This window comes from Arthrobacter oryzae, assembly GCF_003634095.1.
GTDB classification, from domain to species: domain Bacteria; phylum Actinomycetota; class Actinomycetes; order Actinomycetales; family Micrococcaceae; genus Arthrobacter; species Arthrobacter oryzae.
The window spans coordinates 102,655-124,493 of record NZ_RBIR01000010.1; the positions used below are offsets into that span (position 1 = coordinate 102,655).

24 protein-coding genes and 1 tRNA gene are annotated in these 21,839 nt (G+C 67.4%); 7 read left to right on the plus strand and 18 right to left on the minus strand.

Annotated features, from left to right (window positions below; translation table 11 throughout):
* Positions 1-17: 17 nt before the first annotated feature.
* The 14 genes from C8D78_RS17585 to C8D78_RS17650 all read right to left on the minus strand — a co-directional run bounded on the left by C8D78_RS17585 (position 18) and on the right by C8D78_RS17650 (position 12,034).
* Positions 18-1,688: a flagellar hook-length control protein FliK gene (locus tag C8D78_RS17585; RefSeq protein WP_120955157.1), complete on the minus strand. Its 1,671-nt coding sequence runs from the start codon at positions 1,686-1,688 to the stop codon at positions 18-20.
* Complete coding sequence (locus C8D78_RS17590) at positions 1,685-2,449, minus strand: C40 family peptidase (protein WP_120955158.1); 765 nt, start codon at positions 2,447-2,449, stop codon at positions 1,685-1,687. Before C8D78_RS17590 ends, C8D78_RS17585 begins: the two co-directional genes overlap by 4 nt.
* The gene (locus tag C8D78_RS17595) at positions 2,446-2,880 is read right to left on the minus strand and encodes a flagellar FliJ family protein (protein WP_120955159.1); all 435 of its coding nucleotides are present in this window, start codon (positions 2,878-2,880) and stop codon (positions 2,446-2,448) included. Before C8D78_RS17595 ends, C8D78_RS17590 begins: the two co-directional genes overlap by 4 nt.
* Positions 2,877-4,205, minus strand: a complete 1,329-nt coding sequence (locus C8D78_RS17600) for a FliI/YscN family ATPase (protein ID WP_120955160.1) — start codon at positions 4,203-4,205, stop codon at positions 2,877-2,879. The genes C8D78_RS17595 and C8D78_RS17600 overlap by 4 nt, the downstream gene beginning before the upstream one ends.
* A complete protein-coding gene (locus C8D78_RS17605; RefSeq protein ID WP_120955161.1) occupies positions 4,202-4,891 on the minus strand; it encodes a FliH/SctL family protein in 690 nt (229 codons plus the stop codon). Before C8D78_RS17605 ends, C8D78_RS17600 begins: the two co-directional genes overlap by 4 nt.
* Positions 4,881-5,897 (minus strand): flagellar motor switch protein FliG, encoded by a 1,017-nt coding sequence (gene fliG / locus C8D78_RS17610; RefSeq protein ID WP_120955162.1) that lies wholly within the window; start codon positions 5,895-5,897, stop codon positions 4,881-4,883. The genes C8D78_RS17605 and fliG overlap by 11 nt, the downstream gene beginning before the upstream one ends.
* Entirely contained in the window at positions 5,894-7,504 is a 1,611-nt protein-coding gene (fliF, locus tag C8D78_RS17615; RefSeq protein WP_120955163.1) for a flagellar basal-body MS-ring/collar protein FliF, read from the minus strand. The genes fliG and fliF overlap by 4 nt, the downstream gene beginning before the upstream one ends.
* Positions 7,504-7,809, minus strand: coding sequence for a flagellar hook-basal body complex protein FliE (gene fliE, locus C8D78_RS17620; protein ID WP_120955164.1), 306 nt, complete (start codon positions 7,807-7,809; stop codon positions 7,504-7,506). Before fliE ends, fliF begins: the two co-directional genes overlap by 1 nt.
* Positions 7,809-8,201: a flagellar basal body rod protein FlgC gene (locus C8D78_RS17625; RefSeq protein ID WP_120955165.1), complete on the minus strand. Its 393-nt coding sequence runs from the start codon at positions 8,199-8,201 to the stop codon at positions 7,809-7,811. The genes fliE and C8D78_RS17625 overlap by 1 nt, the downstream gene beginning before the upstream one ends.
* On the minus strand, positions 8,201-8,542 hold the full coding sequence (gene flgB / locus C8D78_RS17630) for a flagellar basal body rod protein FlgB (RefSeq protein WP_120955166.1): 342 nt from the start codon (positions 8,540-8,542) through the stop codon (positions 8,201-8,203). Before flgB ends, C8D78_RS17625 begins: the two co-directional genes overlap by 1 nt.
* 146 nt (positions 8,543-8,688) lie before the next feature.
* Complete coding sequence (locus C8D78_RS17635; RefSeq protein ID WP_147429637.1) at positions 8,689-9,114, minus strand: hypothetical protein; 426 nt, start codon at positions 9,112-9,114, stop codon at positions 8,689-8,691.
* Positions 9,107-9,646, minus strand: coding sequence for a flagellar export chaperone FliS (gene fliS, locus C8D78_RS17640; RefSeq protein WP_120955168.1), 540 nt, complete (start codon positions 9,644-9,646; stop codon positions 9,107-9,109). Before fliS ends, C8D78_RS17635 begins: the two co-directional genes overlap by 8 nt.
* Positions 9,646-10,974, minus strand: a complete 1,329-nt coding sequence (gene fliD / locus C8D78_RS17645; protein WP_120955169.1) for a flagellar filament capping protein FliD — start codon at positions 10,972-10,974, stop codon at positions 9,646-9,648. Before fliD ends, fliS begins: the two co-directional genes overlap by 1 nt.
* Positions 10,975-11,170: 196 nt before the next feature.
* Positions 11,171-12,034, minus strand: coding sequence for a flagellin N-terminal helical domain-containing protein (locus C8D78_RS17650; RefSeq protein WP_120955170.1), 864 nt, complete (start codon positions 12,032-12,034; stop codon positions 11,171-11,173).
* Between the two features lie 283 nt (positions 12,035-12,317).
* Here C8D78_RS17650 and C8D78_RS17655 point away from each other — a divergent pair, with 283 nt between their 5' ends.
* From C8D78_RS17655 to fliW, 4 genes are read left to right on the plus strand one after another with little or no spacing between them, the layout of a single operon-like run.
* Entirely contained in the window at positions 12,318-12,806 is a 489-nt protein-coding gene (locus C8D78_RS17655) for a flagellar protein FlgN (RefSeq protein WP_120955171.1), read from the plus strand.
* Positions 12,807-12,816: 10 nt separating this feature from the next.
* Entirely contained in the window at positions 12,817-14,244 is a 1,428-nt protein-coding gene (gene flgK, locus C8D78_RS17660) for a flagellar hook-associated protein FlgK (RefSeq protein ID WP_120955172.1), read from the plus strand.
* Between the two features lie 2 nt (positions 14,245-14,246).
* Positions 14,247-15,134, plus strand: coding sequence for a flagellar hook-associated protein FlgL (flgL, locus tag C8D78_RS17665; protein ID WP_120955173.1), 888 nt, complete (start codon positions 14,247-14,249; stop codon positions 15,132-15,134).
* Positions 15,131-15,535, plus strand: coding sequence for a flagellar assembly protein FliW (fliW, locus tag C8D78_RS17670; RefSeq protein WP_120955174.1), 405 nt, complete (start codon positions 15,131-15,133; stop codon positions 15,533-15,535). Before flgL ends, fliW begins: the two co-directional genes overlap by 4 nt.
* A gap of 93 nt (positions 15,536-15,628) precedes the next feature.
* Here the strand turns inward: fliW and C8D78_RS17675 are convergent, their stop codons facing one another.
* Both C8D78_RS17675 and C8D78_RS17680 read right to left on the minus strand, forming a co-directional pair.
* Positions 15,629-15,934: a DUF4193 domain-containing protein gene (locus tag C8D78_RS17675; protein WP_120955175.1), complete on the minus strand. Its 306-nt coding sequence runs from the start codon at positions 15,932-15,934 to the stop codon at positions 15,629-15,631.
* A 170-nt stretch (positions 15,935-16,104) separates the two neighbouring features.
* Positions 16,105-16,596, minus strand: coding sequence for a GyrI-like domain-containing protein (locus C8D78_RS17680; RefSeq protein ID WP_244208466.1), 492 nt, complete (start codon positions 16,594-16,596; stop codon positions 16,105-16,107).
* A 224-nt stretch (positions 16,597-16,820) separates the two neighbouring features.
* Between C8D78_RS17680 and C8D78_RS17685 the strand changes: the two genes are divergently transcribed.
* The 3 genes from C8D78_RS17685 to C8D78_RS17695 are packed head-to-tail and all read left to right on the plus strand — an operon-like array spanning position 16,821 to position 20,508.
* A complete protein-coding gene (locus tag C8D78_RS17685) occupies positions 16,821-17,903 on the plus strand; it encodes a nitrilase-related carbon-nitrogen hydrolase (protein WP_244208467.1) in 1,083 nt (360 codons plus the stop codon).
* On the plus strand, positions 17,900-18,943 hold the full coding sequence (locus C8D78_RS17690; protein ID WP_120955177.1) for an agmatine deiminase family protein: 1,044 nt from the start codon (positions 17,900-17,902) through the stop codon (positions 18,941-18,943). Before C8D78_RS17685 ends, C8D78_RS17690 begins: the two co-directional genes overlap by 4 nt.
* Entirely contained in the window at positions 18,940-20,508 is a 1,569-nt protein-coding gene (locus C8D78_RS17695; RefSeq protein WP_120955178.1) for an APC family permease, read from the plus strand. Before C8D78_RS17690 ends, C8D78_RS17695 begins: the two co-directional genes overlap by 4 nt.
* A 141-nt stretch (positions 20,509-20,649) precedes the next feature.
* Here the strand turns inward: C8D78_RS17695 and C8D78_RS17700 are convergent.
* Together C8D78_RS17700 and C8D78_RS17705 are read right to left on the minus strand one after the other, a co-directional pair.
* A tRNA-Thr gene (locus C8D78_RS17700) sits at positions 20,650-20,726 on the minus strand.
* A gap of 180 nt (positions 20,727-20,906) precedes the next feature.
* Entirely contained in the window at positions 20,907-21,797 is an 891-nt protein-coding gene (locus C8D78_RS17705; protein ID WP_120955179.1) for a DsbA family protein, read from the minus strand.
* Positions 21,798-21,839: the final 42 nt, after the last annotated feature.

Below are 21,839 nucleotides of genomic sequence, written 5' to 3' on the forward strand. Positions count from 1 at the left end.
TGTCGCGTTCCTTCGTGTCAGACAAGAATGTCGAGGGTGGTCTGGGGGCCGTTCAATATCCTGGCCGTGCGTATGGCGTTGTCGTCGGCGAGCGCATCCCAGCGGTGTCCGGGCCGCTGATCGGCCGGCCCGTTCCGGCCGCCCGGGCCGTTACCGCCGGGGTCCCGGCCCGCGGCCAACTGGCCGCTGCTGCCCGCCCGGTCCTGGGCTGCGCCGTTGTTGCCCCCGTTCTGGCCGAAATTTCCTGGCCCGTTGTGATCGGACACGTCGAGGCTGGCACCGAAGCCGGCGTCCGCGAGTTCCCTGCGGAGTTCGGGCAGGATCCCGCGGACCGCTTCCCGTCCGGCGTCCCCGGGGGCGAAAAGTTCGATCCGGACGCCCGCGGCGTCGATCTGAGCCCGGACAGTCAGCGGGCCGAGATCCTCCGGGCTGACCTTCAGGGTCATGATGTGCTGGCCAGGTGCCGCCCCCACCAGGGTGAAGAGCGGTTTGGCCAGCTGGGGCTGGAGGGGTGCCTCGGTATGGGGCGCCGGCGGGGCAGCGGGCTGGGAGACGGGCTGGGTGGCGGCGGCCGCAGGCGGCTGGGCGGCCATTGCCGGCACAGCGGCCGACGCCGGCTGGGCGGTGGTGGCCACCCGTGCCGGGACCTGGTCCGTCTGGACGTCGGCGTGCGCCTGGGCGGACGCCGGAGCGGAGGCCTGAGCCACTGCGCCGGCGGCCGTGGCGGCCGGCGGCGTGCCGTTGACGGCCGTCCGCCGGATCTGTCCGGGCGAGGCCGGAGCGGGCGTCGTGATGCCTGTTCCGTTACCCGCCTGCCCGTTGCCGGCCGGCCCGGAGGCCGTGGCTGCAGCCGCCGGCGAACCGTTGACCGCCGGGGCGGAACCGGGCGCAGGAGTAGTCCCGGGGGTGCCGGTGACCGACGAGGCCGACGGCGGGGTCACGGCAGTGGCGGGCACGGCTGCCGGGGCAGAAGCCTGCGCAGCCGAAGCAGGCACCGCGGCGGGGAGAACGGCCGCGGTTGCGGAGGCGGCCGCCTGTCCGGCGACAGGGAAGCCCTCGTGACGGGCCGAGGCCGACGCAACCGCTGTTGCTCCCGGCTGGGCTGCCGCTCCGGCCTGCGTTACAGCTCCGGCCTGCTGCGCAGTCTGAACCGGCTGTGCTGCCTGACCGGCCGGTGCTGCCTGACCCGATTGCGCTGTTTGACCCGCCTGAACCGCCTGCGCTGCCTGACCAAGTTGTGCGAACGAGACAACCTGGACGTTGGCGAACTGGGCCTGGGCATACTGCGCGGGTCCAAGGCTGGCGGAACCGGTTGCAGCAGCATCGGCCCCCGGCGCGGACCCGTCAGCAGGGCGCCCCGCTGTTGCGCTGTTCGCGGGAGTGCCGGCTGCCGAAGCCCCGTCCGTCGCGCCGTCACGGTCCGGCTTCGCGGCGCCGGCGGCCCGTTCGGCGTCGGCGGTTACGGCGCCGGCGGCACTGGCCCTCCCGGGGCCCGGCTTTCCAGCGGTCCTGGGTCCTGCAGCGGTGACGTTGCCCGCTGCACCCTGGACGTCATTGAGGACTGAGCCGAAGAGCGCAGTGGCCGGACGGTCGTGCCCGGGCCGCGGGTCGGCGCCCTGCCGGGCGGCCCGTCCGGGGGCGGCCGCAGCCGGCGTACCCGCAAAGTCCAGCGATGCCCCGGCTTTCATGATGCCGCCCCGGCAGGAACGATGCGCCTGATGGCCGTCAGGTTGGACTGCTGTTCCCAGGCGTCGCGGATCTGGATGGTCTTGCCGGGTACGGGCGCGTCAATTGCCTTGCCGTTTCCGAGGTAGATGGAAATGTGGTTGCCGCCGAAGCTCACCAGGAGGTCTCCGGGCTTGGCCTCGGCAAGGGAGGCTACCGGGGTGCCTTGGCGCATTTGGTCGCTCACGACACGGGGAATCTCCACACCGAGGTCTTTGAAGACCCGCTGCGTGAAGCCGGAGCAGTCCATGCCGGTGGCCGGATTGGTGCCGCCCCACACGTAGGGAACGCCTATGTACTTCTTGGCCACCGCCACCACGTCGTTGCCGGTCGCGGCTGCGCCCGTGTGGATCGTTCCCGGCGCCTGGGCGGCGGTCAGCCCGGCGAGCCCAGCCAGGCCGGTCAGCCCGCCCACACCGGTGAGCCCGGCCAGGCCGCTGAGACCAGTGGCGCCGGCCGCCGTCGTGCTGCCCAATCCCAGCGAGGCACCCAGCCCCGAGCTATCGGTGAGAGAGGCGGCGCCAGCTGTTCCGGTGCCGCCCAGCGCCGTGGCGAGTGCCTGCGTAAAGGATGAGGAGTCGCCGGCGCCCGTGGCAGTGGCCAGCGAGGACGCGGCCGATGCCTTGGCCGCCGCGGCACTTGTCTCCGTGGCCGCCGGCCGCGTGAGTTCCGCGATCATTGATTGGATGCCCTGCATCCGGCCGATCGCCTCGGTCATACTCATGGCTTCACCTGGCTGTCTTCGCGGTGCCAGAGAGTCGAGGCGATCTCGTCAAGAACCGATTGTTCGGCGCGAAGGTCCGCGGAGCTGACCTCGGCGTCGTGGCGGGCCTGCAGTTTTTCCAGGCCGACGGACCGTGTGCGGGCAGCGATGAACTCGGCGCGGGCGATGGACTCGTCCACCTCGGCCAGACGCGTGAGGTTCTGCAGGTCCGCGAGCATGCTGTGGGAGGAGGACCGGGCGGCGGCGACGGCGCGCAGGGAGGCGGAGCTGGTGATGGGATCGTCAGTGGCAGCCAGCTCGCGGCGGGCGGAGGCCTCGCGGGCCCGGACGGAACTGGAGCGTGAGCGCGCACGCGCAAGCCCGGTGGCCGCCTGGTCCTGCTGGAGCTGGCGGAGCCGCAGGAGCCCTGCCAGAGAGAATTCGCGGTTCATGCTGCTGCTCCCAGGATCGAAGTAAGGTGGCCGAGCCGTTGCCAGGACTCGGGATGGGCGGTGGATTCGTCCATCGGCTGCTGGAGGAATCCGCTGACCTCGTGCTCGTGGTTCAGGGCGGCGTCCACCAGCGGGTTGGTTCCGGCCTGGTAGGCCCCGACGTCGATCAGGTCCTGCGCCGCTTTGCGGGCCGCGAGGACCCTGCGGAGGGTGGCCGCGGCGTCGAGGTGGGGCCGGGAATTGACCTTGGTGGCCACCCGGGACACGGAGCCGAGCACGTCCACGGAGGGGAAGTGCCCCGTGACGGCGAGTTTGCGGTCCAGCACCACGTGGCCGTCCAGGATGGACCGGGCGGCGTCGGCGATGGGTTCGTTGTGGTCGTCGCCGTCGACGAGCACTGTGTAGATGCCGGTGACGGAGCCGGTCTCGGCGGTGCCGGCGCGTTCCAGCAGCCGGGCCAGGATCGAGAAGGTCGACGGCGGGTAGCCGCGGGTGGCGGGGGGCTCGCCGGCCGAAAGGCCGATCTCGCGCTGGGCCATGGCCACGCGGGTGAGCGAATCCATCATCAGGACCACGTCCTGGCCCTGGTCGCGGAAGGACTCGGCGATCCGGGTGGCGGTGAAGGCCGCGCGCATGCGCATGAGGGCGGGTTCGTCGGAGGTGGCCACCACCACCACGGAGCGTGCCAGGCCGGCGGCGCCGAGGTCGTCCTCGAGGAACTCCCGGACTTCGCGGCCGCGTTCGCCGACGAGGGCAATGACGGAGACCTCGGCGTCGGTGCCGCGGGCGATCATCGAGAGCAGCGAGGATTTCCCGACGCCGGAGCCGGCGAACAGGCCCATGCGCTGGCCCTTGCCGAGCGTCGTCATGGTGTCCAGGACGCGTACGCCGGTCTGCAGCGGGGTGTCGATGCGGGCCCGTTTCATGGCGTTCGGGGCCTCGTTGTCGATCGCCACGCGCGGTCCGCTGAGCAGCGGTCCCTTGCCGTCGATCGGCCGTCCCAGGCCGTCCAGGACCCGGCCGAACAGTCCAGGCCCGGTGGGGACCAGCACGGCGCCGCCCTTGGTGCGGACGGGGTCGCCGGCCGCCACACCGGCGAGCCGGCCGAGCGGCATGCAGCGCACGGAGCCGTCCAGCGCGGCGACCACCTCGGCGTCAAGGCCGGGGTGCTCCCCCACCGTTACTAGGTCGCCCAACGCGCAGTCCAGTCCTGACACTTCAAGGCCCAGGCCGATGACCGAGGTGACCACGCCCACCCGTTGCGGGGCGGCGGCGGCCAGCGCGGCGGCATAGTCGGCACCCTTCGGGCGCCACCCGGCGATCATGCCTGGCTCCGGTACGCGCCACGGGACGATCCGCCGTCAGGGTCTCCGGCGGGATCGACGTCGGCCTGCCCGGCCTCTCCCAGCAGCGCCGTGCGCGCACGGTCCAGTGCTCCGCGGAGGCTGGCGTCGAACCAGCCGTGCTGGTATTCCACTTTCGCGTCGCCGCGGCCCAGGGAGGGGTCCGGCATCAGCGGCAGCCCGGCGGGCGATTCCTGCCCTTCCCGGCTGAGGACGTCGATGTCCGCCGGGTGGAGACGGATGGCCAGCATCGTGGCGGCGTCGTTTCCGGTCAGCGCGCGGGCCAGGGCGGCGCGTGCGGTCCGCGTCCCCTCGGCCAGTTCGTAACCGAGGATGGCCTCGGCCAGTTCCAACGCCGTGCGGGCCAGGATTTCTTCGGCGTCCTGGAGGGCCTGGACGTTGCGGTGCGCGAAGTCGGTCCGCGCCACGGCGAGGGCGCGGACGGCACGGTCCAGGTCCTGCTGTCCGGCGGCCAGCGAGGCAGCCTGCTCGGCCGCCATCCGGTCCCGCCAGCGGCGCTGTTCCTTCGCGGCGGCGCGCACACCGGCGGCGTAGCCCGCGGCGTGGCCCTCGGTGTACCCGGCCTGGTCCATGGCCGGGCCGTTCCCCCGCAGTGAGGGAAAGACGATCCGGGCCGGGGCAGCGGCAGCGCCGCTGTCAGTAGACATAGTCTTCCTCGTCCCCGCGCTGGATGGTGATCTGGCCGTCGGCCTCCAGCTCACGGATGGAGCGGACCACCGCGGCACGGGCCTCCTCGATCTGCGAGGCGCGCAGCGGGCCCAGCCCGGCGATCTCGGATTCGAGGATTTCCAGGTTGCGCCCGGAGACGTTGGTGGTGATGGTCTCCAGGACCGGCTCGGAGGCACCCTTCATGGCGACTGCCAGGACGGCGGCGTCGAGTCCGCGCAGCACCAGCTGGACGTCGCGGCGTTCCAGTTTCACGATGTCGTCGAACGTCACCATCTGCGCCCGGATCTCCACCGCGAGGTCGGGATCGAGCAGGTCCAGGCCGTCCAGTACGGACCGTTCGGTGCCGGCGTCGGTCCGGTTGATGATCTCCAGCAGCGGCTGGATGCCGCCCACCACTTTGGAGGCCTGCTGGGACACGGCCGCGCCGCCGCGGAGTTTGAGGGTGTCCGCGACGATCCCGATCGCTTCGGGCGCGCCGGAACCCATGGTGGCGATGCTGAGGGCGACGTCGGCACGCAGCGTGCCGGGCAGCCCGGACATCACGGCCGAGGCCTTGCGCGGACTGAGGTGGGCGAGAACCAGGGCGATGGTCTGCGGCAGTTCGCCGTCGATCAGGGCCAGAATCTGCACGGGTTCGATGTCCTCAAGGAACTCGAAGGACCTGCCGGCCATGTTGACCGTCAGGCGGTTCATGAGTCCTGCAGCCCTTTCCGAGCCGAAGGATGCCTCCAGCAGGCCCTCGGCGAGTTCCCGGCCGCCGCGGGCCTGGCGCGGGCTGGTCAGCGCGCTCTGGTGGAAGTCCTTCATGATCTGCTCGGCGACGTCCGGAGCCACCTTGCGGAGCTTGACGATCTCGCCGGCAATCTCCTCCGCCTCGGTGTCCGTGAGCTGGGCCATGACCTTGGCGGCGTTCTCGGGGCTCATCTGCATCAGGACGACGGCGGCCCGCTGGGTGCCGGTGAGGAGCGTATCGGCCGGTTTCATGCCGGTTGCCTGTCATCCATGAGGCTGCGCAGGTAATCGGCGGCCCGTTCCGGGTTGGCGGCGACCATGCTGTCGATCTCGACCCGGCGGCGCTCGGACTCGAGCTGTTCGGTGCTCGGACCCGGAAGCGGAGGCAGGGCCGTGATGGGGATGGCCGAGGTCTCGGGCGCGGGCGGAAGCGCCACCACCGGCGGGGCCACCGGCATGATCTGCAGGTCCAGGCGTTCGCCAAGGTCCACAGGCTCGCGCTTCTGGCGGCGGCGCAGGATGATCGTGACCACCAGCGCCAGAATCAGCAGGCCGAGCAGGATGCTGCCGGCGGTGATGATGGTGGAGAAGAACGCGGCCTGCTTTTCCGCCTCGGCGTTGGCCTGGGCCTCCGCGAGCGCTTTTGCGGCGTTATCGGCCGCGGCAGTGCTGAACGGCACCACCTCAACGGTGACGACGTCGCCCCGCGTGGTGTCCACGCCGGCTGCGGAGGTGACGAGGTTCTTCAGCGAGGCGAGGTTCAGGCCGCCGGCGGCGGCCTGGCTGACCCCTACGGAAATCGTCTGCCGCTTCACGGCCCCGGCCGGGATGAGCCGGTCCTCGGTGACCTTGTTGACGGCATTGTTCTTGGTGGCGGTGGTGGAATCGAAGTTGCCGTTCCCGCTCGTGCCGCTGGGGACAGCGATGTTGTCCGGACCCAGCACACCCGCGGCCCCTCCCCCGGTTCCGGTGTACTTCTCGGTCTTGGAGGACTCGCTGAGCGGCAACGCGCCGGCGGTGTTGGAGAAGGTCTCGCTCTTCTGCTGCGCGGATTCTCCGGTGACGTCGGCGGCCACCGCGACGGTGGAGTTGCCCGGGCCCACCACGCGGTCCAGGACCGCCTTCACGGCGTCGGACGTGCGGTTCTCGTAATCGGAGGCCTGCTTGGAGGTCGAACCCGTCGCCCCGCCGCCGACTGTGGAGAGCACGTTGCCCTGGGAGTCGACCACCGAGACGTTGTCCGGTTTGAGGTTTTCAATGGCGGCGGAGGTGAGGTGCACGATTGCCTGCACCTTGTCGCTGGAGAGCGTGGCTCCGGCGGCGGTATCAATAAAGACCGAGGCCGTGGTGTCGGGAGTCTTGGACACAAAGACGCTCTTGTCCGGGATGGCCAGGCGGACGGCGGCGGTCTTGACGCCGTCCATGGCTTCGATTGTGCTGGCGAGTTCGCCTTCGAGGGCGCGCTTGTAGGTGACGGACTGCTGGAATTCCGAGGATGTCACACCCATTTTGTCCAGCAGGGAGTAGCCGGTGGCTGCGGCCGTCGGCAGGCCGGCGGAGGCCGCCTTGAGCCGCTCGTCGTAAACCTTGTCCTGCGGGACGAGGATGGTGGAGCCGCCGTCGCTCAGCTCGTAGGCGACGTTGTCCTTTTTGAGCTGGTCCACGATTCCGCTGGCGTCGGTGCTTTTCAGGCCGGAGAACAGTGGGGTCAGGGCGGGGCGGGTGAGCCAGGCGGACAGGGCCACGATGCCCACCACCAGCAGGGCAGCACCGAGCACGGCCAGGGTGCGCTGGCCGGCGGTGAAGCTCTTCAGGCCCGCGCCGAAGCGCTGGAAGAAGACGTTTATCTGCGGCGGCATCAGGCCTGCATCCTCATGATCTCGTTGAAGGCGTCAACGCCCTTGTTGCGCATGGTGGACATGAGCTCCAGCGTGACCTGGGCGCGGGTGGCGGCGAGCGTGGCGTTGTGGATGTCGTCCAGGTTCCCGGTGACCGCGGAGACGGCCAGCTGGTTCGACGTCGACTGCAGCTGCTGGAGGTTGTCCACGGCGCCGGTGAGTGAGGTTGCAAAGGCGGAGCCGTCCGTGCCGGCGGCTGCCGAAGTACCGCCGACGTAGCTTGTGGGCAGCACACCCTGGACTGGGGCGATGGGGGCAACAGTCATTAGGAGCGTCCAATCTGAAGGGCAGCCGTGTAGGTTTCGCGGGCGCGGTCCACAACCTGCGCATTGGCCTGGTAGCCGCGCTGGGCGATGATGAGCGCGCCCATCTGTTCGGCCATGTCGATGTCCGGGTACTTCACGTTGCCGTTGGCGTCGGCCAGCGGGTGGTCCGGCTGGTAGACGATCCGGCCCGCGGCGCTGCCGAGCTGGGTGCCTTGGACGTACACGCCGGAGGTCCCCGAGCCCGCTGCGGCCTCGACGTAGCGGGCCTGGAAGGCCGGCCCGGACGTGGCCGAGGCGTTGTTCATGTTGGCGAGGTTGTCCGAGACGGCGTCGAGCCACTTGCGGTGGACGGTCAGGGCGGATCCGGCGATGCCGATCATGTCGAAAGTCATTAGCTGGTCCTCAGTGCGGCACGAATAGCGGTGAACTCGTTGCCGGCGGCCTGGGCGGCGAACTGGAACCGGAGCACGGTGTCGATGTTGGACAGGGTCTCGGTGTCCAGGTTGACGTTGTTGCCGTTCAGCTGGGTGGGCTCCAGGGAATCCGCCGTCGTTGCCTGGACGCTGCCGTCGCCGGCCTGCACCGATTGGGCCAGGGCGTCCTCAAAGCTGACGCGCTTAGCGTGGTAGTTCGGTGTGTTGACGTTCGCGATGTTGTTCGCGATGGTCCGCTGGCGCAAAGCCAGCCCGTCCATGGCACTGGCCAGGGCGGCGGAAGTCACGGATTCGAGCACAGAGTCCTGCCTGGGAAAGGTGGGGGGTGGCCGATCCGTGGCCGGGAAACGAGCGATCCGTGCTCTTACAGTGGTTATCGGCACTGCTCAGCGCCGCGTTAGGGGAAAATACGACAGTTCTTCCAAAGATTTGAGCGGAGGGAACTTCAGCCGTTCACGTCGAGGTAGATCGCACGGGACGGGGCTCCGACGCCGGGCACCGAGGACACCGCCTGGAGCTGACGTGCCACGTCCTGCCGGACTTCTTCCAGCCGGCGGGACACGCGTTCCTGGGCCTCAGCCAGTGCTACGGCACGGCGCCGTGCGGCCGCCGGCAACTGCCCGGGCATAGACGGCGGTGACCAGCGTTTTTCCGGCCGGGGCTCCGCGACGGTTCCCGCGGGGACGGACAGCGGTCCCAGAGGATCCTTCAGGGTGCGCTCGGCGGCCTGGACGGCCATTTCAAGAACATCCAGGACAGCCAGCCACGCGGCCAAAGTGGTGTCCTGCGGGATAGTGCCGGGAAGGGGTGATGCGGCATTGTTGGGTCCGGTTCCCCCTAAGTCCGGTTCCAGATCGGTTGGGTTACCCAAAACCCAGGCTCCCTGTGCCTGCTCCGGACTGAGCGTTCCATGCCCCGGCGCCCGGGACGCCGGAGGTGAAGGCTGCGGCGGGGCTAGCCGCGGCGCTTCTGGGACCTGCGGTGGCAGCCGCCGGCACGGCGCCGGCAGCCTCGTGCCAGGCCTGGCGCAGGGGTTCCAGCAGTTCGATAGCTTCGCGGGTGAGTGCGGGATCGCGCTGGATGTTGGCGTTGACCAGGGCAGTGAAGGCGTAGTTATACAGCCCGAGCAGCCCGTCGGCCCCATCCCAGGCGTCGGTCTTCAGGGAAGAGATGAGTTCGGCGATGATCGCCTGCGCGTGCAGGAGGTTTTCCGAGGCGACCGGCCAGTTGGCGGCCTGCTGTGCGGTCTCCGCGCGGCCTAGGTCCAGCAGGAGCCGGTCGTAGAGCATGGTGAGGAGCCGCGCAGGCGGAGCCGAGAGGACGGAGTCTTCGAGGTACTGGTTCCGCTGGGCGGCGCCGAAGCCACCTGTGCCGTAGCCGCTGCCGAAGGGTGTGCTGATCATTACTTGGCGCTCCCGCTGGAGAGGCCTGCGAGCTGCGAGGACAGCCAGGTTTGTTGCGCCTTCATGTTGCTCATTGCCACTTCAAGAGCCGAATAGGTGCTCTTCAGGGTCGCTTGGCGGTCTGCGAGCCGGGTGTCCCAGTTGCTGATCTGGTCGGCCAGGTCACTGACCTCGGACTGCTGGCCTTTGATTGTGGTGGTCAGCGTGCCCGAATACGGGTCCGAGGCCGCGCTGGCTGCGGACGCGATGCGGCCGGCGATTTCCTGGACTTTGGCTGCCGTACCGGCGGGATCGGCGGCCAGTGCGGCACCGAACTTGGTGGCGTCGAACTCCATCGTGCCGGTCTTTGTGATGCTGATGCCGATTTCAGAGGGCGACCGCGGCGGGGTTCCCACAGGCAAAGATGCGGCGGAGAGAATGTCCTGGTTCACCGTTCGGACCGTGCTGTCACCGGCGAAGACGCCTGCAGACGTGGTGGTGCCGGTGGTCGTGGTGCTGGTGGTGACGGCGGTTCTGCTGGCAACCAGCGCGAAGATGCCGTTGACCCCGTCCACCAGGTCGGAGGCGACCTTGGTGATGCCGGCGTCATCGCGCGCCACCGTCAGCGTGGCAGTCCCCGCGGTGACGTCCTTGGCGGTGATGGAGACACCGGGAAGCAGGTTGGTGAAGGTATTCGTGGACGAGGTCACTGTCTGCGCGGCAGTGGTGCCGGGCCAGAGGGAGACCTGCGCGTCCTGCGCTGCCTTGACATCGGTGTAGGTGGTGCCGGCATCGCTGATGGTGAAGGCGCCCGCGCTGCCGGACTTGGCCGCGGTGAACTGGATCCGGAAGTCGCCGCCGCCAACATCGACTTTGCTGGCGGTGACTCCGGAGCCGGAGGCGTTGACGGCGGAGACCAGGTCATCGAGGCTGCTGGACGCCGGCGTGACGGTGTAGTTGGCGCCGCCGGTGTTAATGGTCAGGGTGGTGTAGGGCCAGCCGGTCACGCCATTGACCTTGGGGGTGACGGTGACCTGGGTCTGGGCCAGCTGGGTGACCTGGAAGTCGAGCGATCCCGGTTTGGCCGCGGCGCTCGTCGTCGCGGCCACCTTGTCGCTGCTCGTGGTCGCGGTGTAGAGGTCAAGGGCGCCGGGCTTGGCGGCGGCCGTGGCCTGCGTGGCGAGCGCGGCAACCTTGCCATTGAGCCCCTGCAGGGCCGACACCATGGTCTGGACGTCGTAGGACTTGTTCTTGAGCAGGGTCTGCGGCAGGGCTTCGGACTGCATGATGGAGCTGATGAGCGCGGTGGTGTCCAGCCCGCTGGCCAGTCCGTCGAGTGAAATTCCCATCGCTGCCTCTCCTTGCTGTCGAATCCTGCTGTTTGGAACCTAAATGGTGGTGCGTTTGCCGGCGTCTAACTGGCTGCGCGTAAGGGCCGGACGATGGTTTTGCCATCATCCGGCCCTTTCGCAGTGATCGGGGGTGTCTCTTCGTCCGATCAGGGTGGCAGGCTGGCTCTATGACTGCCGGTCTGCCGGATCAGGCCTAGCGCAGGAGGGAGAGAACGCCCTGGCTGGACTGGTTGGCCTGGGCGAGCATTGCGGTGCCTGCCTGGGACAGGATGTTCGCCTTGGTGAACTTGACCATTTCCGAAGCCATGTCGACGTCGGCGATACGCGACTGGGCAGCCTGCAGGTTCTCGCCGGCAACGTTCAGCGACTTGATGGTGTGCTCCAGGCGGTTCTGGTTGGCACCCAGGTCGGCACGCTGTGCGGAGATGTTCTTGATGGCGGTGTCGATCTTGCCGATCGTGGTCTGCGCGTTGGTTGCGGTGTCCACGAGGAAGTCGCCAGCGGTCGTTGCGCTGGACAGCGCGCCCACAGCTGTGGTCACGTCGCCAACCTTGACGTCAATCTTGTCGTTGGCGGTTCCACCGGTGCCAACCTGGATGCTCAGGGTGCCGGTGGCGGAAACGCCGGTGCCGCCGGTGCCCTTGAGCAGGTCGATGCCGTTGAAGTTGGTGCCCTGCGTCAGGCGGTCCAGTTCCTTACCCAGGGAGTCGCCTTCGTTCTTGATGGCGGTACGGGCGTCGGCGTTGTTGGTATCGTTCGCACCCTGGACAGCAAGATCGCGCATACGCTGCAGGATGGAGTGAACCTCGGTCAGGGCGCCTTCAGTGGTCTGGATGACCGAGATGCCGTCCTGGGCGTTGCGGGCGGCCTGGGCCGAGCCGGTGACCTGAGCCTTCAGGCCCTCCGAGATGGACAGGCCTGCTGCGTCATCGCCGGCGCGGTTGATGCGCAGGCCGGTGGACAGCTTCTCCAGGGACTTGGAGAGATCGGTCTGGGTGGAGTTCAGGTTGCGGTAAGAGTTGTTTGCCGCAAGGTTGTTGTTGATAACGAAGCCCATGGTATTTCCTCCGTGATTGGGACTGTAAGCGATGGCCCATCCGTGGGCCTTCAGGAGTAGTTATCGCCATTTAGGTTTCATGGGTAAGGAAAAATCCCAAAAATGTTTTTCGGAACTCCGCTGCGGCGAATTCCGCCTGCTACCAGTCTTTTTACTGCTAACGGCTGCGGAAATCCTGCCGATAGTTTGTACGAACCCTGCTGCAGGCCGCATCGTCCGCACGATGCTTTCGGCGCCTCGGCAGCACCGCATCATTCACACTCATGAGGGAGCCGTCCGGACCATGGCCATCCACGAACTTTCAGCCCTGCTGTGGCGGGAGCGTGAACTCCTGGACGTTCTGACTTTCAAGCTTGAGGAGGAGCAACTGCTGCTGACCTCAGGTAAGTCCCGCTGGCTGCCCCACGGGACCAAGGAAGTGGAACAGGTACTGGCGCATCTCTCCCAGGCGAGCCTGGCCCGCACCATCGAGGCCGCCGTCGTCGCCGAGGTCTGGGGGCTCCCCACCGATGCCTCCCTGGCCGAACTTGCCGCCGCTGCCCCCGAGGGCGCCTGGGCCGAGGTCCTCAACGCGCACCTGACCGCGCTGACCCGCCAGACCGCCCTGATCAAGGAACTTCGGGATTCCAACGAGCAGTACCTGCGCACCGCGGTCCGCTCCACGCAGGAGTCGCTTGCCGACCTCAACCCCGCCGCTGCCGCCGGCACCTACGACGCCCATGGCAGGACCGGGCAAGCGGCCGGTTCCCGCATCTTCGACCAGGAATTCTAAGGAAGCGACCATGAGCACTTTCGGCGCCCTGAACACCGCGTACCGTGGGCTGACCGCCGCCCAGCAGGGCATGAACGTGGCAGGACAGAACATCGCCAATGCCGCCACGGAGGGGTACACCCGTCAGCGTGTGGAGCAGTCCTCGCTGGCCGCCCCTGCCCGCGGGCTCTTCAGCGGCGGTGCATTGCAGCCCGGTCAGGGCGTTTCGGTGGACGCCATTGCACGCCTCGGCAACAGCTTCCTCGACGGCAGCGTCCGCTCGGCCGGCGCCCAGGCCGGCTACGCGAGTGCCCGTTCCTCGGCGCTGCAGGGCATCGAAGGCGTGCTGCAGGAACCCGGTGAAAACGGCATCTCAACGGCTTTGCAGGGCTTCTGGTCCGCTTGGCAAGCCGCAGCCAACCAGCCCTCGGAAGACGGCCCGAAGGGGCTCCTCCTGAACGCCGCGAACTCCGTGACGGACAAAATATCCTCCGGCTATCAGGCCCTCGACTCCCAGTGGACCAGCGTCCGCGCCCAGGCCTCGGACAAAGTGACTGCGGTCAACGCCGCCGCCACCCAGGTGGCCTCATACAACACCGCCATTCGTTCCACCCTCGCCGCCGGCGGATCGGCCAACGAGCTGATCGATGCGCGCGCAAAGGTCACTGACAAGATCGCCAGCCTCGTCGGCGGCACTGTCCGGGAGCAGCCCGACGGAACGGTCGATGTCATTGTCGGCGGTAACGCCCTGGTGACGGCCGGCTCAGTCCGCGTCCTGGCTCTTTCCGGATCCTCGTCGGATCGAATGGGATCGCCCGTACAACTTGAATGGACAGATCGGAGCGGCGTCGCCGTTCCCATCGACGGCGGCGAAATCGCAGGCGCTTTGTCCGTGCTGGCGCCCGCCTCAGGCGGATCCGGCGGAGCGATCGCCGAGGCGGCAGAGTCCTACAATGACTTCGCGACCAAACTGGCGGGAATTGTCAACACCGTCCATAGGGTCGGCCAACTCCCCAACGACCCCGCCGGCAATCCTGGAGCGACGGGGCAGGACTTCTTCACCACCGGCGCCGGTCCCGCCGCACTCAGCATCAAGGGCCCCGCCGACATCACTGGCATTGCCATCAAGCTCCCCAACTCGGGCGCCCTGGACACCGGCATCGCGGACCGCATCTCACAGCTCGGCACCGGAGCGGGATCCCCGGACAAGATCTGGTCAGGCATCGTCACAAACATCGGCGTCCAATCACGGGGCGCCCAGCAACATGAGTCCCTCACCGCGGCGGCGCAGGTCTCGGCGCTGACCAGCCGGGCGTCCCAGGCGTCGGTGAGCTTGGATGAGGAAAACGTCAGCCTGCTCACCAACCAGCACGCCTACCAGGCGGCGGCACGCGTCATGACCGCCGTCGATGAGGCCCTTGACGTCCTGATCAACCGCACCGGACTGGTAGGAAGGTAGCCATGCTGAACCGGGTAACAAACCTGACCATGAGCACGAACGCCCAGCGAACCTTGCAGTTCCAGCAGTCCAAGCTGGCCGAGCTGCAGGACAAAGCGACCACGCTCAACAAGATCTCCCGTCCCTCGGACGATCCCGCTGCAACAGCACAGGCACTGGAGACCCGCTCCCTCCTCGCCGCCAACGCCCAGTACGGCCGGAACATCGACGACGGCAACACCTGGCTCACCGCAGCCGATTCCGCGTTGGAACAGGCCACCAACGTGATGCAGCGGATCAAGGATCTGAGCATTCAAGCCGGGAACGCCTCCCTGCCGCAGTCCGGCAAGGACGCGATCGCCAACGAATTGGACTCCCTGAACAAGGACCTGGTCTCGATCGCCAACACCAAGCACCTGGGCCGCAACCTCTTCGCCGGGAGCTCGGACGCCGTAGAGGCCTTCAGCGGCCCCGTCCCGCCGACCTTCAACGGGGCTGGGATCAGCGCGGTTGAGCGGCGCATCAGCGCCACCCAAACCGTTCGGGTCGACGCCGACGGTGGAGCAATTTTCGGAAGCGGTGCGGGATCGGTGTTTGACACGGTCAGTCAGATGGCAGCCGATCTCCGTACCGGGACAGACACTACGCCTCGGATCGGCCAGGTCGACGCTGCTTTCAAAAACATCGTCAACGGCCGTTCTGAAATTGGAACAAGGCAGGCACAATTGGAACGCGCCGGCAACGCTAATACAGACTTGGAGGCTTCCTTGGATGCACAGAAGACGGGAATCGAGAAGGCCGATCTTGGCGGCGTGATCATGGACCTGAAGCTGCAGGAGACCAACTATCAGGTGGCCCTGGCCGCCACGGCGAAGGTTCTCCAGCCCACCCTGATGGACTTCCTGCGGTGAGCACCCCGGTCATGGACACCCCCGTCGCAAGCCTGCCGCTCACGTTCACCGCCCCCATGCCGGGCTTCGAGGAGCTGCACGACTTCACGCTGCGCAGCGTCGAAGGTGCAACCGGACTGTACGCACTGGAAGCAGGCTCCACACCGGTGCGGTTGTTCCTTGCCGACGCCGCCGTGTTCGCGCCGAGCTACGCTCCGCCAGTTCCGGCCGCCTCGCTGGACGCCCTCGGACTCGACGAGCGGGAAGCACCCCAGGTGCTGATCGTGCTCAACCACGCTCCCGGCTCCACCACAGTCAACCTCATGGCGCCGATCGTGCTCAACCGTTTCACCGGCCGCTGCACGCAGTTGGTCCTGGACGGCAGGGACTACCCGCTGCGGGCCGAGCTCCACTCGCTCTAACGGGCCGCCCCGCAAGCCGGAAACGGCGAAGCGCCGGCACCCTCGCGGGTCCGGCGCTTCAAGTGGCCTTAGTGCGCCATCAGCTGCGAGTCTTTAGCCTTCGCAGTCGCGGCAGTACTTCATGCCGTTCTTTTCACGGGCCACCTGGGACCTGTGACGGACCAGGAAGCAGGAGGAACACGTGAATTCATCGGACTGCTCCGGGACGACAATGACCGTGAGCTCTTCGCCGGACAGATCCGCCCCGGGAAGATCGATGCCCTCCGCCGTGTCGTTCTCATCGACGTCGATCACTGCAGTCTGGGCGCCACCTCCGCGGGACGCCTGAAGGGCTTCCAGAGACTCAGCGGTAGATTCTTCTTCTGGTTTGTTGCGTGGGGCGTCGTAATCGGTAGCCATAGCGGGGGTTCACTTTCGTTGCTGCGCAGCGCCATTTCAGGCACCTCAGTGAAGCAGTTTAGGACATTATGCATGGAGTTGGAGAATAGTGTGGCCAAAGCGACACTATGCGTCGCCCGGGTACATGAAAACGGCAAATCGCGGCAATCAAGTCATACTTTTCACGCTTTTTACGCAACCGGCCAGACCACCAGGGTCTGCCACTTCGCCGGGTCCGGCTCGACACCGGGATCAGTGAGGTAGTACTCCCACATCGCGTCCCCCGGACTTTCGCCGTCCTCCTGCATCCGCGCCACGATCGCTCCATACGTTTGCTGCAGCGATTCGTAGGGGCCGACGTGCATCGCCTCATACGCCCGGCCCGAGGGCAAGGTCCCGGCGACAACCTTGGTGGCCCCGCCGCCCGCGTGCGTGAAAGGCGCTGCGAGGGGGAACCCTGCTTCAACGTCCACGACGTCGGTCGGCATTCCGCGATACAGCGCGAACGGGGGGCCGGCCAATTGGACGTGCTGCTCCTGCACCGCACCCATAACGGTGCCGAAGGCGCGGCCGAAGAAATCTCTCAGCGCCTGCATCGGGACGGTCTCGCGCACCACCGCCGTCGGCTGTTCCTTGAGTTGAGCGGGCTTGATGTCCGGCATTCCGGGGTTCGCTTCAGTCATACGCCCAGACTCTGCCGTGGCCAATGAGCGGGTCTAGGGCCTTACGGCCCACGCCAGGAGAGCGTGCCGGGGGCGCCCAGGCGGGCGGGCCCGGGCGGCAACACAGACCTGCAGCGAATAAATAAATGAACTTTATTCATATTAGGTCTTGCCCCGCACGCCGATCACCCCAATACTAAATGAACACTGTTCATTTATGTGACGCCCGTCTCACTGGAGTAGCCATGATCGAAATCACTTCCCTCGACGCCCCGCCCTCCCTGGCCCGCACGTCGCCGTCCAGCCGTCCGGCGCTGCGGGTCGGCGTCGTGCAGCACCGCTGGCATCCTGACGCCGCGGCGCTGCGTGCCGAACTGGACGAAGGGATCGCTCGGGCCGCCCTGCTGGGAGCCACTGTCGTCTTCCTGCCCGAGCTCACGCTGTCCCGCTATCCCGCCGACACGCCCCCGGAAAACAACACCGACGGCGGCAGCACCCGCCCGCGGCCCTCGGACATCGCCGAGGACCTTTTCACGGGCCCCACGTTCCGCTTCGCGGCCGACGCCGCCCGCCGGCACGGCATCTGCGTCCACGCCTCGCTCTACCAGAAGGCGGAAAACCCGGACGGCTCCGATGACGGCCTGGGCCTGAACACCGCCATCCTGGTATCTCCCGAGGGAAAACTCCTGGGACGCACCCACAAGCTGCATATCCCGGTCACGGCCGGGTACTACGAAGACAAGTTCTTCCGCCAGGGCCCCGACGGCGAGGACGCCTACGAGGTCCACTCCCCGGCCGAACTCGGCGGAGCACGGCTGGGCATGCCCACGTGCTGGGACGAGTGGTTCCCCGAGCTGGCGCGGATTTACTCCCTTGGCGGAGCCGAAATCCTGGTCTACCCCACCGCCATCGGTTCCGAGCCGGACCACCCGGACTTCGACACCCAGCCCTTGTGGCAGCAGGTCATTGTGGGCAACGGCATTGCCAACGGGCTGTTCATGGTGGCCCCCAACCGCTACGGCAGCGAGGGCACGCTGAACTTCTACGGCTCCTCCTTCATCTCCGATCCTTACGGCCGGATCCTCGCCCAGGCGCCGCGGGATGAGTCCGCCGTGATCGTCGCTGACCTGGATCTGGACCAGCGCCGGGACTGGCTCACGCTCTTCCCCTTCCTGGCCACCCGCCGCCCGGACACCTATGCCCGGCTGACCGAGCCGGTGCGGTCCGACGCCCCGCTCGGCGCCCCCGCGGACGAGACCACTGCACAGGAGTCCACCTCACAGAAGTCCACCGCACAGAAATCCACTGCACAGGAGGCCTTCGCATGAGCACCTGGCGGATGCCGTCCGAGACGGCGCCCCAGGACCGCGTATGGATGGCGTTTCCCACCGGCGGCTACACCCTGGGCGAGACAGAGGACGAGGCCCACGCAGCCCGCTCCGTCTGGGCCGCCGTCGCGAACGCCGTCGTGGATTTCGAACCGGTCACCATGCTGGTAGCACCGGACGATGCGCAGACCGCCGCCCGCTACCTCCGCCCGGAGATTGAGGTGGTTCCCGCCGCGCTGAACGACGCGTGGATGCGGGACATCGGCCCCACGTTCGTCTTGGACGACGCCGGCCGGCTCGGCGCCGTGGACTGGGTGTTCAACGGCTGGGGCGGCCAGGACTGGGCGGCCTGGGACAAGGACTCGCTCGTGGCGGCCGAGGTCGCGGCGCGCTCGGGGGCCCGCCACATCGTCTCGCCCTTGGTTAACGAAGGCGGCGGAATTCACGTGGACGGTGAAGGTACGGTCCTCGTCACCGAGACCGTGCAGCTGGATCCGGGCCGCAACCCCGGTCTCACCAAGGCCGATGTCGAGGCGGAACTGGCCCGGACCCTCGGCACCAGCCACGTCGTCTGGCTTCCCCGCGGGCTGACGCGCGATTCGGAACGGTTCGGCACCCGCGGCCACGTCGACATCGTCGCGGCCATCCCCTCCCCCGGCACCCTGCTGGTCCATTCCCAGCAGAACCCGGCCCACCCGGACTTCGAGGTCAGCCGGGACATCATCAGCCACCTCGCCACCACCCGGGACGCGGCCGGCCGGGAATGGAACATCATCGAGGTCCCGGCCCCGGAGATCCTGAGCGACGGGGAAGGCTTCGTCGACTACAGCTACATCAACCACCTGGTGGTCAACGGCGGCGTCATCGCGTGCACGTTCGGCGACCCGATGGACGAGAAGGCGTTGCGCATCCTCAGCGACGCCTATCCCGGCCGAACGGTGGTCGGCATCGACGCCCGCGAGCTCTTCGCCCGCGGCGGCGGCATCCACTGCATCACCCAACAGCAACCGTCCGTCCCCCAGAAAAAAGGTCAGCAATGAGTCAGACTATCGGCCGCAAAGACGGCCCCATCACGCACGACGTCGTCGATCCGGCCGGTTCTAAACACGGAATCACGGGCAAGGGGCTCAAGGGCGGCCAGCTGGGGCTGCTCGCCGTCGTGGTCCTCGGTATTTCCTCCGTGGCACCCGCCTACAGCCTCACCAGCTCGCTGGGACCGGCCGTCGGCGCCGTCGGCCTGCAGCTGCCGGCGATCTTCATCGTCGCGTTCATCCCCATGATCCTGGTGGCCTTCGCCTACCGGGAGCTCAACGCCGATTCCCCGGACAGCGGCACCACCTTCACCTGGGCCACCAAGGCGTTCGGTCCGTTCGTCGGCTGGATGGGAGGCTGGGGGCTGCTGGCCGCCAACATCATTGTCCTGTCCAACCTCGCCGGCGTCGCGGTGGACTTCTTCTACCTCTTCCTGGCCCAGGTATTCAACAACCCCGATCTCGCGAACCTGACCTCCAACACGGCCGTGAACATCATTACGTGCCTGGTATTCGTGGCCCTGGCCGTGTGGGTCAGCTACCGCGGCCTGCACGCCACCAAGCTCGTGCAGTACACCATGGTCGGGTTCCAGGTGCTGGTACTGGGCATCTTCGTCGTCATGGCGCTCACCCATGCCGCCTCGGGTGACGCGGGCACCTCGATCGCCTTCAGCTGGGACTGGTTCAACCCGATGAAGATCGGCAGCTTCGAGCAGTTCGCCGCCGGCATGTCACTGGCCGTCTTCGTCTACTGGGGCTGGGACGTCTGCCTCACCGTGAACGAGGAAACCAAGGGCGGCAAGGGCACCGCGGGCCGGGCAGGAACCACGACGGCGGTCGCCGTCCTGGCCCTCTACCTCGTCGCGATCGTGGCCACCATGATGGTTGCCGGCACCGGCGCCGACGGCATCGGCCTGAACAACCCGGACAACCAGTCGAACATCTTCGCGGCACTGGCCTCCCCGGTCATGGGTCCGCTGGCCATCCTCATGTCGCTGGCCGTGCTCTCAGGCACCGCGTCCTCGCTGCAGTCCACCATGGCTTCCCCCGCCCGCAGCCTGCTGGCGATGGGCCACTACGGCGCCCTGCCGTCGCGCTTCGCCTCCGTCAGCAAGCGCTTCGGGTCCCCGGGCTTCGCCACGGTGATTGCCGGCGTGATCTCCGGCGGTTTCTACGCCGTCATGAAGGTGGTCAGCGAGAACGTCCTCAACGACACCATCATGGCTCTGGGCCTGATGATCTGCTTCTACTACGGCCTGACCGCGTTCGCCTGCACCTGGTACTTCCGGCACAGCCTGTTCTCCAGCGTCCGCAACTTCTTCATGCGGCTGCTGTTCCCGGTCCTGGGCGGCCTGGTCCTCACCGTGGTCTTCTTCCAGACCGCAGTGGACAGCTGGGCGCCCGAATTCGGCAGCGGCTCGGAGGTCTTCGGCGTGGGCCTGGTGTTTATCCTGGGCATCGGCATCCTCGCCCTTGGGCTCGTGATCATGCTGGTCGCCGCGAAACTGCACCCGGGCTTCTTCCGCGGTGAGACCATCCGGAAGGACACCCCGGCCCTGGTGGTTCCGGAGTAACACTCGGTTTCGTTGCCCGCGCGGCCCTGCTCCCGGATTCCGGGGGCAGGGCCGCACGTCTTTATGCCCGGAAATTCGTTCCGATGCCTGGGTACAAAAAACCCCTCCGTCCCGGCAAAATCGCCGGAACGGAGGGGTTCGTGGGGCCCCCTGTCGGACTCGAACCGACGACCCCCGCTTTACAAGAGCGGTGCTCTGGCCAACTGAGCTAAGGAGGCATTCCTGTGCCGCCAGGCACCCGTCCACAATATGGCCGGCGCCTGGACGCTAGATAAGGTTAGCCCACGGATGGCCGGTGGTAAAAACCGTGGCAAGAACGCCGGCGGGCCAGCAACAGCAAGGCCCCTGCCCCGGAAAATCCAGGACAGGGGCCTTCAACGGCATGGATGCTGCGCGGTTTACTTCTTGGCGTCGATCGCGGACTGCAGGAACTTGTCGAACGGGGTCTGGGCGCTGTCGCCGACACCCCACTGCTTGCCTTCGACAAACACGGTGGGCGTGCCGGTCACGCCGATCACCGCCGCTTCCTGGGTGGTGTGCTTCACGTATGGACGGTACGTCTTGTTGTCCACGCACTGGTCAATGCTCTTGGCCCCGACATCGGTGGCCATCGTCTTCAGCTCCGCATCGGAGAGTCCGGCGCTGCCTTCAGCCGGCTGCTTCGCGTACAGCTGGTCGAAGAAGGCCGAATACTTCTCCGGGGATTCATTCACCACGCAGGCCGCGGCGTTGGCCGCGCGCGAGGAGTAGTTGGTGGTGGACCGGCTGTCGAGGAAGCCGAGCGGGCGGTATTCCACCGTGATCTTGCCCTCGTTGCGAAGCTTGGTGAGGCTCTCGTTGTACTGAGCCTCGAAGTTCTTGCAGACGGGGCAGATGAAGTCGACATAGAGGACCACCTTGACCGGCTTGCCGGCCTCGGCCTGAGCGCCCGGTGCCGTGACCGGAGACGGCGGGGTGGCCGGAGCGGCCGGGAGGTCGGAAATCTTCACGGTCGCGGGATCGGTCTTGGCAACCGCGTTATTCGCCAGCAAGGTGACGCCGCCGTGGATGTTGCCGTTGGCCGGGGTGGGCCCCTCGTCGGCAACCGGGGCGTTGTTCTTGATGTTTGAAGTGACAACCAGGGCCACGATCACGATGATGGCGACGACGGCGGCAACAATGCCCCAGCCGATCAGCAGCTTGTTGCGCTTGTCCTTCTTCAGCTGCGCCTCGCGGATCTCACGTGCTTTCTCGCGCGCCGCGGCAGTGCGCTCTGCCTTAGACTGTCGGGGTTCGTTTGCGGGGCTCATTGGTTCCTCGGGTCGTTCGGCCAGGGACGGTCCACTCAGTGG

Bases quoted from the DNA above. Each gene is read 5' to 3' on its own strand.
- C8D78_RS17585 (WP_120955157.1), bottom strand. From the start codon at position 1,688: ATGAAAGCCGGGGCATCGCTGGACTTTGCGGGTACGCCGGCTGCGGCC.
- C8D78_RS17590 (WP_120955158.1), bottom strand. From the start codon at position 2,449: ATGAGTATGACCGAGGCGATCGGCCGGATGCAGGGCATCCAATCAATG.
- C8D78_RS17595 (WP_120955159.1), bottom strand. From the start codon at position 2,880: ATGAACCGCGAATTCTCTCTGGCAGGGCTCCTGCGGCTCCGCCAGCTC.
- C8D78_RS17600 (WP_120955160.1), bottom strand. From the start codon at position 4,205: ATGATCGCCGGGTGGCGCCCGAAGGGTGCCGACTATGCCGCCGCGCTG.
- C8D78_RS17605 (WP_120955161.1), bottom strand. From the start codon at position 4,891: ATGTCTACTGACAGCGGCGCTGCCGCTGCCCCGGCCCGGATCGTCTTT.
- fliG (WP_120955162.1), bottom strand. From the start codon at position 5,897: ATGAAACCGGCCGATACGCTCCTCACCGGCACCCAGCGGGCCGCCGTC.
- fliF (WP_120955163.1), bottom strand. From the start codon at position 7,504: ATGCCGCCGCAGATAAACGTCTTCTTCCAGCGCTTCGGCGCGGGCCTG.
- fliE (WP_120955164.1), bottom strand. From the start codon at position 7,809: ATGACTGTTGCCCCCATCGCCCCAGTCCAGGGTGTGCTGCCCACAAGC.
- C8D78_RS17625 (WP_120955165.1), bottom strand. From the start codon at position 8,201: ATGACTTTCGACATGATCGGCATCGCCGGATCCGCCCTGACCGTCCAC.
- fliS (WP_120955168.1), bottom strand. From the start codon at position 9,646: ATGATCAGCACACCCTTCGGCAGCGGCTACGGCACAGGTGGCTTCGGC.
- fliD (WP_120955169.1), bottom strand. From the start codon at position 10,974: ATGGGAATTTCACTCGACGGACTGGCCAGCGGGCTGGACACCACCGCG.
- C8D78_RS17650 (WP_120955170.1), bottom strand. From the start codon at position 12,034: ATGGGCTTCGTTATCAACAACAACCTTGCGGCAAACAACTCTTACCGC.
- C8D78_RS17655 (WP_120955171.1), top strand. From the start codon at position 12,318: ATGGCCATCCACGAACTTTCAGCCCTGCTGTGGCGGGAGCGTGAACTC.
- flgK (WP_120955172.1), top strand. From the start codon at position 12,817: ATGAGCACTTTCGGCGCCCTGAACACCGCGTACCGTGGGCTGACCGCC.
- flgL (WP_120955173.1), top strand. From the start codon at position 14,247: ATGCTGAACCGGGTAACAAACCTGACCATGAGCACGAACGCCCAGCGA.
- C8D78_RS17675 (WP_120955175.1), bottom strand. From the start codon at position 15,934: ATGGCTACCGATTACGACGCCCCACGCAACAAACCAGAAGAAGAATCT.
- C8D78_RS17680 (WP_244208466.1), bottom strand. From the start codon at position 16,596: ATGACTGAAGCGAACCCCGGAATGCCGGACATCAAGCCCGCTCAACTC.
- C8D78_RS17685 (WP_244208467.1), top strand. From the start codon at position 16,821: ATGATCGAAATCACTTCCCTCGACGCCCCGCCCTCCCTGGCCCGCACG.
- C8D78_RS17690 (WP_120955177.1), top strand. From the start codon at position 17,900: ATGAGCACCTGGCGGATGCCGTCCGAGACGGCGCCCCAGGACCGCGTA.
- C8D78_RS17695 (WP_120955178.1), top strand. From the start codon at position 18,940: ATGAGTCAGACTATCGGCCGCAAAGACGGCCCCATCACGCACGACGTC.
- C8D78_RS17705 (WP_120955179.1), bottom strand. From the start codon at position 21,797: ATGAGCCCCGCAAACGAACCCCGACAGTCTAAGGCAGAGCGCACTGCC.